9 protein-coding genes and 1 pseudogene are annotated in these 12,662 nt (G+C 28.3%); 7 read left to right on the forward strand and 3 right to left on the reverse strand.

Going from position 1 to position 12,662, the window contains the following annotated elements:
• Positions 1–77: 77 nt before the first annotated feature.
• Complete coding sequence (gene ndk, locus GOY14_RS01530) at positions 78–500, reverse strand: nucleoside-diphosphate kinase (RefSeq protein WP_175809869.1); 423 nt, start codon at positions 498–500, stop codon at positions 78–80.
• A 113-nt stretch (positions 501–613) separates the two neighbouring features.
• On the opposite strand from ndk, the gene GOY14_RS01535 reads away from it, so the two are divergent.
• From GOY14_RS01535 to GOY14_RS01545, 3 genes are all read left to right on the forward strand, one after another.
• A complete protein-coding gene (locus GOY14_RS01535) occupies positions 614–1,411 on the forward strand; it encodes a hypothetical protein (protein ID WP_255419708.1) in 798 nt (265 codons plus the stop codon).
• Positions 1,412–2,434 carry a ferrochelatase gene (gene hemH / locus GOY14_RS01540; RefSeq protein WP_175809547.1) on the forward strand — a complete coding sequence of 341 codons (1,023 nt, stop codon included), beginning with the start codon at positions 1,412–1,414 and terminating at the stop codon, positions 2,432–2,434. It abuts the gene before it with no gap.
• A 77-nt stretch (positions 2,435–2,511) separates the two neighbouring features.
• Positions 2,512–3,357: a hypothetical protein gene (locus GOY14_RS01545; RefSeq protein ID WP_175809548.1), complete on the forward strand. Its 846-nt coding sequence runs from the start codon at positions 2,512–2,514 to the stop codon at positions 3,355–3,357.
• 11 nt (positions 3,358–3,368) lie between these two features.
• Here GOY14_RS01545 and gshA read toward each other — a convergent pair whose 3' ends face one another.
• A complete protein-coding gene (gene gshA / locus GOY14_RS01550; RefSeq protein ID WP_175809549.1) occupies positions 3,369–4,529 on the reverse strand; it encodes a glutamate--cysteine ligase in 1,161 nt (386 codons plus the stop codon).
• A 106-nt stretch (positions 4,530–4,635) separates the two neighbouring features.
• Here gshA and hslV point away from each other — a divergent pair, with 106 nt between their 5' ends.
• The 4 genes and pseudogenes from hslV (at position 4,636) to GOY14_RS01570 (ending at position 11,159) form a co-directional block, all read left to right on the forward strand.
• On the forward strand, positions 4,636–5,190 hold the full coding sequence (hslV, locus tag GOY14_RS01555) for an ATP-dependent protease subunit HslV (protein WP_175809550.1): 555 nt from the start codon (positions 4,636–4,638) through the stop codon (positions 5,188–5,190).
• A 1-nt stretch (position 5,191) separates the two neighbouring features.
• Positions 5,192–6,697 carry an ATP-dependent protease ATPase subunit HslU gene (gene hslU / locus GOY14_RS01560; RefSeq protein WP_255419709.1) on the forward strand — a complete coding sequence of 502 codons (1,506 nt, stop codon included), beginning with the start codon at positions 5,192–5,194 and terminating at the stop codon, positions 6,695–6,697.
• A 1,615-nt stretch (positions 6,698–8,312) separates the two neighbouring features.
• Positions 8,313–9,674: pseudogene (locus GOY14_RS01565) on the forward strand (5'-3' exonuclease H3TH domain-containing protein); the annotation flags it as partial.
• A gap of 579 nt (positions 9,675–10,253) precedes the next feature.
• The gene (locus GOY14_RS01570; protein WP_175809552.1) at positions 10,254–11,159 is read left to right on the forward strand and encodes a hypothetical protein; all 906 of its coding nucleotides are present in this window, start codon (positions 10,254–10,256) and stop codon (positions 11,157–11,159) included.
• 17 nt (positions 11,160–11,176) lie between these two features.
• Here the strand turns inward: GOY14_RS01570 and tldD are convergent, their stop codons facing one another.
• The gene (gene tldD, locus GOY14_RS01575; RefSeq protein ID WP_175809553.1) at positions 11,177–12,604 is read right to left on the reverse strand and encodes a metalloprotease TldD; all 1,428 of its coding nucleotides are present in this window, start codon (positions 12,602–12,604) and stop codon (positions 11,177–11,179) included.
• Between the last annotated feature and the right edge of the window lie 58 nt (positions 12,605–12,662).

Below are 12,662 nucleotides of genomic sequence, written 5' to 3' on the forward strand. Positions count from 1 at the left end.
GGAGTGACTTCTCTTCTTAAAAAAATGGTTAATGTGTAAATATAAAATAAGGAACTATGTATTTGTCTTAAGTTCACTTAAGTCTGCACTAATTCGCATTCAGCGAAAAAGAAAGCTATTTCTCTACGAGAATTTTCTAGATTATCTGAACCGTGGACTCTATTTTCGCTAATATTATCAGCAAAATCACCTCTGATTGTACCTTTATTTGCTTGTTTTGGATCTGTAGATCCCATAATTTCTCTATATTTACTTACTGCATTTTCACCAACTAAAACTTGAACTATTATAGGACCAGAGATCATAAATTCTATTAATTCCTCAAAAAAAGGTTTACTTTTATGTTTTTTATAAAGTAATTCTGCTTGTTTTCTTGTAAGTAGCATCATTTTTTGTGCTATAATTCTTAATCCAGATTTTTCGATGTAGGAATTTATATTACCTGTGATGTTATTTCTTACTGCATCAGGTTTCAATATTGAAAGTGTTTTCTCAATTATCATGTTATTTTTTTATAGGATTATTATGTTTATAAATTTATTTATCATGAATTTTTATTTTATCAATATGGATTTTTATTTATAGTTAAATAAGCTATCAAGGATAGTATTTTATGGATGAATGTCATTATAATAATAAACAAAACGAGTTAGCTCATGAACAATTAATTGAAGCTGGACTTGCTGCTAAAAAATTAATCAATAATTTAAAATTATCAATTTTTTGTGGGACAAAAGGTTTTTTAACTTTTGGCTTGGCTTTTTTGAGTCATTTGGAGCATAGCTTGTGTTGTAATACAAAACTACGAGAAGGTGCTACTTTTGTGATGAAGAGGAGTATTATTCCCTTTTTTGAAATGACGATTATAGTACCGCTTATTTGTGTTATGTTGCCGGCGATGGGTAATATAAATGTTGTGAAGTGTATATTTATATGTGTTACATTTATGATAGGAATATGCTCTTTTATAAGAAATTTTCATGTACGTGAGTGGTTGTTAGAGAAGATTACTGATTATAGTAGAGAAACAATAGATGCAGAATTTAAGAAAGAAGATATAAGATTTCCCCTTTTGGGTCAAAGCAGAAAAGATGTTAAATATAGTTTGTCCAATCAAGTAAGTGAGTCAAATAACACTTCTTTTTTTATTGCGTGTTTAATTTTTCCTCTTAGGTTTTTTCAAAGTTGTATCATGCTGTTTTTAGCTGCTGTTGAACTTCTTGAAGTAGTGCTAAGTTTTTGTATTGATTTGATTTTTGATAGAAGTGCTTTTGTGTCCACAAAGAATAACTTGCATAGATTGAGCAGTTTATTATATGCTAGTGTTAGTAATTTAATACCTATGTCTAGACTTGATGGACTTGTAGTTGAGCGTATAGGTATATTAAAAGCAACTTGTTGTAATGCATAGGTGAAAAAAGCGATTATTTTATTTAACTTTGGTGGGCCTGATTCACTTAGTGCTGTTCGTCCTTTTTTATTTAATCTTTTTTATGATAAAAGAATAATAAATTTACCAAATCCTTTTCGGTTTTTTTTAGCAAAATTTATATCTGCAAAACATAAAAATACTGCACAAAAGATATATAGGCAAATTGGAGGTAAATCACCAATTCTAGAAAATACAAGAATGCAAGCTAGAGCGCTTGAACAAGAGCTTAATAAATCTTTGTTTTATCATTCAAGTAGTGTGATAGTAGAATCTAAAGAAGAGAATTGGATTCCAGCATCATATGTTGAAATGACACCAAAGTTAGTTAAAGTATTTATCTGTGTACGTTATTGGCATCCATTTGCTGATGAAGTTGTTAAAAGTGTGAAGCGATTTGATCCTGACGAAGTAATTTTGCTACCATTATACCCTCAGTATTCAACTACCACAACTTTGTCATCTATTGAAAATTGGCAAGAAAGTGCAAAAAAACATGGCTTAGAATGTAGTACTAAAATAATTTATCATTATTATGATAATCAAGACTTTATTGAAGCTCATAGTCGTTTGGTAGCCAAGTATTATAAACTAGCTAGCAAAATTAATAAGCCGAGGATTTTGTTTTCGGCTCATAGTTTACCTATGAGTGTGGTTAAAAAAGGTGACCCATATGCTTTACAGATAGAAGAAACAGTAAGATTGATAGTAAAAAGATTAGATATTAAAGCCCTTGATTGGGCAATATGCTACCAAAGTAAAATTGGGCCTATAAAATGGTTAGAACCTAGTATAGAAAGTGAGCTATTGCGTGCAAAAGCTGATGATGTACCTGTAGTTTTATCACCTGTATCTTTTGTTTCTGAGCATTCAGAAACACTTGTTGAACTTGACACAGAATGTAAAGCAATGATTAAGGATGGGTATTATTTTCGTGTGCCAACTCTTAGTACTGATTCTTTATTTATAAAATGTTTAGCTGATTTATGCAGAAATCGTTATTAAAATCTTGATTTATAAGACTTTTTTTTTTAAATTCTATATGATAGAATAGTAAGAGGTTATTATTTTATGAGCTGATTATGCTAAACGAGCTAAAAAGAAAGCCAAGCACGTTTGCACAAAAGGTACATCATGCTTATAATCATGATATTAAAAAGATAATTTGTATTACAACAAGTTTAACAGCTTTGTTATGTAAATTTTCACTACAATTTTGTTGCGAGTTTATTGATAATAATAGATTTAATATTCGTCTTATACGTGAAGTTGCTCAATGGGCAAAATTTCCTACATTTATTTTGTTGATTATTCATTCTGCGTTAATTTTACGTGATTTAATAGAGGATTATAGGGATCCTAATGGTAAAAAAGAATTATTAAAAATAGTTGGTAAATTAGCTAGTTTTTTAAGTAATGCTATAGAAGCATTAATAATGTTGCAAGTTTTTCGTTTTTTGACTAAAGGTAATACAAATGTAATAAATAATATTCACTTTGTATCAATAGTTCTGTTTTTATTCATTTCAGAACCTATAGGCTGTTATTATACATGTAAAAAGTATCAGGAGGTATATAATAAATGTCAGGATAAAAAAGATGTTAGTGAATTTATTGGATATAAGAAAGAACTCACTGAGTGTAGGAAGGATTTTATTATCAGTGTATTGACTTTATCATTAGGTTTATTAAACTTTGTATTTAAAAGGGTGGATATTGCAACTACACCAATAAACTTAGGTAATGGCATAGTTTATAGTTTTAATTTGAGTGTGACGTTTGGTATACTACGCAGTGTAGTATTATTGTTAGTATGGCTTGATAAACTGTTTAACCAGCCGCCTATTAGCGCTAATCTTTCTAGTGAACTTGATAAGACTTGTTATGTTCAACGTGATGGTAATTTGCCAAATAGTCATGCTATATGAAGATGAAAAATTTAAATGTGAAAAGATTTCATCTCTACTGTCAATGCTAGTACTGCTAATTTACTAACTATGTTCCAGAGTAGTAGAGTTTTATTTTTTATAGTTTGGCTAACGTCATAGAATTTGCAATCAATGGAATTTAAGTTGGAATATATATTTTTTTTGCTATTGCAGCGATATAAATAGCATGTTGGTGTATTACCTATATAATATATTAAAGGTTCTGCAGGACTATGTTTAAGTATATCTATGGTTGGGATACCTTCTTGTATAAGAACACTATTAATTTCTATTCCTTCCTTTATTTTTTTCATTTTGTGACGTTTTTTTTTATTAAGGGTTAATATTTCTTCTCCGCTTACTGCTGTTATAATACCCATTCCATATGTTCCATTATTTGCTTTGATAAAAACGTAAGGTTGAGTTTTTATTTTGTATTCTTTGTATTTTTTTTGTATTAGGGATAATGTTTGATCAACTTTAATTGCCACTGTTTCTAGAGATGAAGCATTATCAAAGTAGACTTCATTGCAATTTTCTGTGAATGTAGAAATAAGCCATGGATCTATTTTAAACTCGTTACAGAATTCGTACACTAATTTTTGATATATTTCGAAATATCGAAATTTTTGTCTGTTGTGCCAGCCATATAGTGGATTTGGTAGTATTTCTTGTTGTACATTTTCTAATGCATCTGGAATATGGCTTGTCATATCTCGGTTAAGTACAATGACATCAGGTATAAATCCTGAGGTTGTTTTTAACAAAGAATTATCTCTTATAATAATTTCATATGGTTCTATTAAATTAGATACTTCCTTATGAAGGAGACCAATTTTAGTTTCAAAGCCTGCCAGTTGTAGTATTTTTTTTATGGCAAACACATTTTCTATATACATTTTATTTCTTGTATAATTTTCTGGTATGACAAGGATTTTTTTGTATTGTTTTTTTTTAAAGTAGCTTTTTATCAATTTTGCTGCTGTTGCTTTTGACATTTCGCTTAAATTATTGAAGCCTGCAGGGAATAAATTGGCGTCTATTGGAGCAATTTTATAACCTGAGTTTCTAAGGTCTAAAGAGCTGTAAAATGGTAATACAAAGTTGTTAAATTTTACTTCGAACCAATCATTGATATTTTTTTCTAAATTTGGATAAATTATGTTTTGCATCTACTCTTTAAATGTTATAAGGGAAGTACTATATTATACGCTATAGCTAAACATATTTAACTAATGATTACAGTATAATTGATTACTATTTTAGAGTTAGAAAAAAATGATTCAACATAACAGCAGTAAAATTTATGGAACTACTATACTATCAATTAGAAGAGATAAAAATGTGATAGTAATAGGTGATGGACAAGTTTCATTAGGTTATACTGTTATAAAATCAGGTGCAAAAAAAGTCAGACGTCTTTCTGGTGATTCTGTAATTGCCGGATTTGCTGGAGCAACGGCTGATGCATTTACTCTCTTTGAAAGGTTAGAATTAAAACTTGATAGACATCCAGGACAACTTATGAGAGCATGTGTCGAGCTTGCTAAAGATTGGAGAATGGATAAATACTTAAGGAAACTGGAAGCTATGATGATAGTTGCAGATAAATCTATTTCATTAGTGATTACAGGAACAGGTGATGTTCTTGAGCCTGAGGATGGAATCGTAGCCATTGGTTCTGGAGGAAATTTTGCTTTATCTGCAGCGAGAGCTTTAGTAGATATTACAGGAATGTCAATAGAAGAAGTTGCAAAGAGAGCTATGAAGATAGCAGCTGATATATGTGTTTATACAAATCATAATATAGTTATTGAAAAGATAGAGGGGTAGTATGTCTTCTGAACAAAAAAAAATATGTGATTTTACCAATCAATTTGTGACTACTTCAGAAGGTCAGCCTTATAATAGTGATGCCTATAGTGAGAAAAGTGATCCTTGTAAAGATACTAAAAGTGGTTATGATTTAAATAATAATAGTACTCAAGTTAATAATAGTACTCAAGTTAATAATAGTACACAAGTTTTGTTGGATGATCTGCCACCGCAAAAGATAGTAAAGGAGCTAAATAGGTTTATAATTGGACAGAATGATGCAAAGCGTGCTGTTGCTATTGCACTTAGGAACCGTTGGCGTCGCAATAAAGTTCCTATTCCTTTGCGTGATGAAATTATACCTAAAAATATATTAATGATTGGTCATACAGGAGTTGGTAAAACGGAGATGGCTCGTCGTTTAGCAAAGCTTGCAGGTGCACCGTTCATAAAGATTGAAGCAACAAAATTTACTGAGATAGGGTATGTTGGGCGTGATGTTGATTCGATAATACGTGATTTGGTTGATGCAGCAATAGTTTTGGTTAAAGAAAAAGCACGTAAAGCTTTAACTAAGAAAGCTTTAGATTTGGCTGAAAAAATAATAGTCAATTCTATGGTCGGCGAAAATGCAACCGAAGAGAGTAAAGAGACTTTTAGAAAAAGGTTGAGAAATAAAGAGTTTGAAGATGGAGAAGTTTCCATTGATGTTAGAGAAAGTAAAAGTATGTTACCTGCTTTTGATATACCTGGTATGCCAGGTGGACAAGTTGGTATAGTGAATATAACAGAATTAATGGGTAAAATGTTTAATGGGGGTAAGAAAACAAAAACTATTACGGTTAAAGTGAAAGAAGCACGTGAAATATTGGTTAATGAAGAAAGTGAGAGGTTAATAGATGAAGATAAAATAATTAAAGAAGCACTTGATCTTGTTAGTAATGAGGGTATAGTTTTTTTAGATGAGATAGATAAAATTGCAGCATGTACAGAGATAAAAGGTGAAGTTAATAGAGAAGGAGTACAACGTGATTTATTACCATTGCTTGAAGGAACAACCGTTTCAACTAAATATGGTCATGTAAAAACAGATTATATATTATTTATTGCATCTGGTGCCTTTCACCAAGCTAAGCCATCTGATCTTTTGCCAGAATTACAGGGTAGGTTGCCAATTAGAGTAGAACTTAAAGCACTTACTCAAGAAGATTTAATAAGAATATTAAAAGAACCAGAATCTAGTTTGTTGAAACAGTACATAGCTTTAATGAAGACAGAAAACGTGACACTTGAATTTACTGATGATGGCATTGAAACTATAGCTGAAATAGCGTTTACAGTTAATAGGCAAGTAGAAAATATAGGTGCGAGAAGACTTCATACTATTATGGAGAAGCTTTTAGATGAAATAAGTTTTATTTCTTCTGAGAAGAATGGTGAAAAGTTTGTTATAGATGGAAAATATGTGAAGGATAAACTTGGATCAATTTCAAAACAGCTAGATTTATCTAAGTTTATACTTTGATAATAAAATATGTTGGTATATATAACATTGTTTGTTATTATGGTATATCTATCTAATAGAATGAAATTATTTAGTAATAATAAGAAAAAAAATTATAGCTAAAGGTTATGTACAGTAAGAATGATTTTAAAAGATTAGTTATTATGCTTAGTGAATTTTTTGCATAAATATGAATTAATAAATCATCAATATAAAAGGATGTAGTATGTGTTAAGTTTTTTAGTAAAGCACTATTGAAATAGTAGATAATAAATTAAATTAGTTAAGGATGGATAAAAATAAAAGTAAAAATCAAACTTTATAATAGATTAAGTCTTAATTAAAGATCTGGAAGATTAGAACAGAGTAATGGGAGAAATAAAGATCAATTAACTAAAATTTAATTGCTTTCAAGGTTCATTACTACGACTATGATAAATCTACTTATACTGGTAGTGGATACTGAAAATAGTTTAATGTAACTTAGCTATATTTTTTGTTCTTAATATAAATTGAGGCTTTTTTTTAAAGATTTTATATATATGTAATAATTATATTATATTACACAAATTTAATTATTGAATTTAGTGATATGATTCTATTTTTTTCTAATTTATCAATATATTGATCATTTTTTTTGGTAAGTTCTTTTTAATTTTGTTAGTTTTGTTCTTTCAATTTTTGTATATATTTTAATGCCTTTTTCTTTCTTTCTCTTTAAATATGTTATTAATGCTTTAATATAATTAATTGATGTGCTTATGCTTGAGTGGGATCTATTTTGTTTAAATATGCACAAGATTAGCTTTTCTTTAGAATTCTCAAACGGTATGTATTAAAATTTTGAATTTGTAGAGCTATTATGTTTACGTATATAAGTCTTAATGTTAAAAAGCTTTTGTACTATTTTTTATTTTTTTTGAAGATTTATTGTTAGAATTATTTATATTGTAAGATTTACTTATAAGCTTTAAAATTCTTAAGCTTTTATGCTTTAAAAGTTTTTATTAGATTAACTTAAGTCTAGTTTTTTCTTCAGTTCTATGTTTTTTTTATTTTCATAAGTAAAAGTAATTTACTTTAATAAGAATGTTATTTATTTCAAAAAAGTTTTATGTAAGATTTGTAGTATGCTTGACTCACTCTTTAACTAAAAGTAATTCTTTTTAAGAGCATAAAATGTCTTGCATTCAAAAATGCCAACTTTTTTAAATTTGTCTTTTAAAAAAAAGAATTTATTAGCATTTTACAACTTTAATGAAAGATAATTTTATTGTTGAACTAGCAATGCTGTTAATCAGATAATATTCTACTTTTGATGCACAAACAGTTATGATTATTTGTATATTGAAGTTTAAAATATTCTCTATTGCTTAATTATTACTATTTAGTTGTGTTTTGTAGAGGTTTGATATGGAAACAAGCTATATCTCTTTATGAAAGATATTGGTTATTATTTTAGTTTTAAATCTTAATTTACTTGTTTAAAGTTTTTGACTTATAAATAATATAATTATTGAATTAGTACTATTATAAGTACTGTTTTAAAAAATTTCTTACAACTTTTAAAGAAGAAAAAAGATTTAATTTTTTATATTCAGTAATGAATTATTAATGGTAACATATAAATATCAAGATGAAAGAGAAAGTTTTCACAATTATTGATGGTTATGGCTTACTTTTCAGAGCTTATTATGTTTTACGCCATTTAACTACCACAAATGGTACTCCAGTAGGGGCTGTATATGGTTTTCTTAATATGCTTCTGAAATATATTGTACATTCAGATTATTTAACTATAGCACTTGACTTTGGTAGAAAAAGTTTCAGGCATGGTTTATATTCTGAGTATAAGGCAAACAGAGTAACATTGCCTCATGATTTAATTCCACAGTTTACAATACTTAGAGAAGCAGTAAAAGCTTTTAATCTTAGCTATGAACAGATTGAAGGTTATGAGGCAGATGATATAATTGCAACGCTAGTTGCAAAATATGCTAACCGCAAGGACTTTAAAGTAATAGTAGTTTCATCAGATAAAGATTTATTTCAGTTGTTGAACTATAATATTCTAATATTTGATCCTATTAAAAATAGGTACATAGATGAGAAGCAAATAATAGAAAAATTTGGTGTGAATTCAAATAGGCTTCTTGATTTATTTTCTCTCATTGGAGATGTATCTGATAATATTCCTGGTGTTCCAGGAATAGGTTCTAAAACTGCAGTTAAATTGTTGAATGAATTTGATTCGTTAGATAATATTATAGAAAATATTGACAATATTAAACAAACAAGAATTCGTAATATTTTCTTTAAATATAAGGAAAAAGCATTAATTTCAAGGAAACTTTTGTCACTATATGAAAAAGTAGATTTTCAGTATACTATTACAAAATATAAAGTCTGTTCTCCAAATATGGAGAGATTATTGTCTTTTTTGAAGCAATATGAATTTAATTCATTGATATATAAAGTAGAAAACCTTTTTCCTTATAGGAAACTTGGTTCAAAAAGAAAAATAGAGTATGAAACTAGTGAATTAGAAAAGTTTTTAAAATATTGCAGATATAATGGAAAAATTGCAGTCTATTGTCATTTTGAAAATAAAGTATTGAGTAAAATTTCTTTATCTTACAGTAGAGATAGTATTTTTTATATAAATCAAAATCATCTGCAAGATGTATTTATTATAATAAAATCAACTTTATTTTCAAACGGAGTGCTTAAAATAGTACACGACATTAAGAAACTCACAGAAATATTTCCTCCAATAGAAAGAGTATTAAGCTCAGTTGATGATTTAATGATAATGTCGTATAGCCTTGATTCAGGAAAGCATGATCATAGTATTACAAGTATAGTTACATATAATTTAAATAAAGATGTAGAGGTTTTTTCAGCAAAAGTTTTAATAATGATCCATGAAAAATTGACACAAAGATTATTTCAGGAAAAGCTTTTTACAGTTTACGAGCGCTTCAATAAGCCACTTATGATGAAAGCTATACTTACACCGCGTAAAAAAATAGAGTATTGCAAATCGTTACAAGATACAGGGAAATTTTGAAATAGCTATTCTCATTTTCTTATAGCACAAACTCTCAGTGCTATAAGAGTAAAATATAAGAATTTAAATCCAAGTAAGGTTTTAGATAAGAAATCATAAATATAGAGTGTGTAGTAGAAAAAAATCATTAGTTTTAGAATTGTATATGATATACTGATTCAGTAAGTTTATAAGAAATTTAGAATTATTATCCAAGGAACTGTTAAATATATTATTTACTCTACTGTTTTTTTTGTTATTTATGAAGTAGTATGTTTGGTGAATAAATGAAGGAGGTTAAGCTTAGTAGCTATATAAAAATTTTATTCAGTAGATTTTATGTGGTTTATGGTTTGGGGGGTAATTATGTAGATGTATAGAAAATGTTAGTGAAAATTTTATATTAGTTAAGTAAAAGTAAAGATTAGCTATAATAATTGTGATTCAAGTTTTTTTTATGAAAATAAACCATTTGAACTAATATGAAAATATATTATAGTTAAGTATAGGTAAATACATAGGTAAGCTATGACATCTATACAAGAAGGAAATTCTAATCTTTTAGTAAAATCACTTTCTCAAGTGATAAATGGTAAAATAATATTTAAGGAGAAACACAGAGTAATCTATGATGCCTTCATGCAATCGCTAAAAAATGCATTACAATCTGGAAAATTGAAAGAAAATGATAAAGTAATATTTGCCTTTATGCTTGATCAAAATCAAGTTCTATTCAAAAATGTTGGATTAAGAAATATGAAGTTACTTAGTGAAGAAAATTTTCTTCAATTTTTGCTTTCTATACTTGAGAAAATTAGAAAAAAGGAATTAGTAGGCAGAGAAAATTTGAGGAATAATGAAATAGAAAAAATAATTAATGAATGCGTATCTGATATATATAATACAGAAGCTAAAGATTCTCTTATAAGTTTTATTGGGAGATTATTTGGGATTAAGGTGAACCCTAAAAATATTTTTGGTTCCTTGAAAAAAGAATTATTACCATTTTTCAGTAAAAGTAAAGAAGAAAGTGATGAACTACCATTTAGTGATGAAAAGATGGTAATAATGTTTTTATATAAACTTTTTCTTCCTATTATTCTTTTTGCTTGTTCAATATTAATATTTAGTATGAGTCCAATGATATCAACAGTTAATGGTATTTTTTTGATATTATCCATATCAGGTGCAGTAAAGAGTATTTTTTCTAATGATAAAAAAGGTACTTTATATCATCCTTATTTATTGAATGAGAAAGAATGGAGTGAAAGGATTAGTAATGGTATTAGTGAAATTTTAGAAACCCAAATTAAAGAAAATAAATATTTTGTTCAATCAGGAAAAAATAGTAAACAGTTTATTTTGCCTGAGCAAATTCAGATAAAGCAAAATCAATTTTTTCAGGAAAGAAAAGATGAATGGCAAAGGCATTAAAAGAAGGTTAGCATAGTTTATAATTCAGTTCCTCCTACTATAATTGAGTCAACTTTTAGTGTTGGTTGACCAACTCCAACTGGTATGTTTTGTCCATTTTTTGAACATATACCAATACCTGGATCTAGTTTTAAATCATTACCAACCATAGATATTTTTTTTAACACTGTTGGACCGTCACCAATTAGTGTTGTACCTTTTACTGGCTGTGTAACTTTACCATTTTCTATTAAGTAAGCTTCTGAGGATGAAAAAACAAATTTTCCTGAAGTGATATCAACTTGCCCACCACCAAAATTGACTGCATATAAGCCTTTTTTCACGCTAGATATTATTTCTTTTGGTGTATGCTTTCCTGGCAACATATAGGTATTTGTCATGCGTGGTATAGTGACTTTTTTATAGCTTTCTCTTCTACCGTTACCAGTAGGGTTTACACCCATAAGTTTAGCATTCATACTATCATGCATGTATTTTTTAAGAATTCCGTTTTCTATTAGTATATTACAACTAGGAGTAGTACCTTCGTCATCTATGCTGATAGAACCACATAAATTAGATAAAGTTCCGTTATCAACTATTGTAATAGTGTCAGCTGCTACTTGTTTACCAATAGAATTTGAAAATGCTGAAACTCCTTTTCGATTGAAGTCACCCTCAAGTCCATGGCCTATAGCTTCATGTAATAATATTCCCGGACAACCTGGGCCTAAAACGACTGTCATTTCACCAGCTGGAGTGGGAATTGCTTCAAGATTTATTAGTGCTTGTTTTAGTGCCTGATTTGTAATTTTTTTCCACTTTTTTTCAGAGATAAATTTACTATATAAGTCTCTTCCCCCGTGTCCTGCATACCCTCTTTCAGTACGACCATTTTTTTCTACGATAACCAATACGTTAAAACGTACTAGAGGTCTAATATCATTTAATCTGTGATTATCCTTTATTATTTGTATAGCTTGCCATTCTCCACTAAGGGTTATTTTTACTTGCTTTACATAAGTATTTTTGGCTCTTATGTATTCGTTAACTTCATTGAGTAGTTTTATTTTTGTGGCAAGATCCATCTCAGTTATTGGGTTAGTTTGTGGATATAGACTTTTTGTCTTCTCTTTTAAGCTTATTGAATTTATTTTATTTAAAGGTAACGAATTTTTTATTATAGAAGCTGCGTTGCTAATTTCTTTTTCACTAATTTCAGAAGAACAAATAAAAGATGCACTGCTTTCGCAAAAAAGCCTTAAACTAAAGCCTCTTCTGATATTTGAATCCATATATTTTAGTATGTTATTATCAAAAGTTAAGGATTCTGATTGGCAAAACTCTAAAAATAGCTCACCACCATCACTATTGTTTAAAGCATCATTAACTATTTTATATATATTATTAACATTAACATTACTTTGAGCAAAAAATATTTGATCTAGATTTATATTATCTGACATAATCTTTAAAATTAAAAGTTATTCAAGTGTATTATTTAATTTTAATATAGTAAACTAT

It is taken from the genome of Wolbachia endosymbiont of Dipetalonema caudispina, assembly GCF_013365495.1.
Lineage (GTDB): Bacteria > Pseudomonadota > Alphaproteobacteria > Rickettsiales > Anaplasmataceae > Wolbachia.

Bases quoted from the DNA above. Each gene is read 5' to 3' on its own strand.
- GOY14_RS01535 (WP_255419708.1), top strand. From the start codon at position 614: ATGGATGAATGTCATTATAATAATAAACAAAACGAGTTAGCTCATGAA.
- GOY14_RS01545 (WP_175809548.1), top strand. From the start codon at position 2,512: ATGCTAAACGAGCTAAAAAGAAAGCCAAGCACGTTTGCACAAAAGGTA.
- gshA (WP_175809549.1), bottom strand. From the start codon at position 4,529: ATGCAAAACATAATTTATCCAAATTTAGAAAAAAATATCAATGATTGG.
- hslV (WP_175809550.1), top strand. From the start codon at position 4,636: ATGATTCAACATAACAGCAGTAAAATTTATGGAACTACTATACTATCA.
- hslU (WP_255419709.1), top strand. From the start codon at position 5,192: ATGTCTTCTGAACAAAAAAAAATATGTGATTTTACCAATCAATTTGTG.
- GOY14_RS01570 (WP_175809552.1), top strand. From the start codon at position 10,254: ATGACATCTATACAAGAAGGAAATTCTAATCTTTTAGTAAAATCACTT.
- tldD (WP_175809553.1), bottom strand. From the start codon at position 12,604: ATGTCAGATAATATAAATCTAGATCAAATATTTTTTGCTCAAAGTAAT.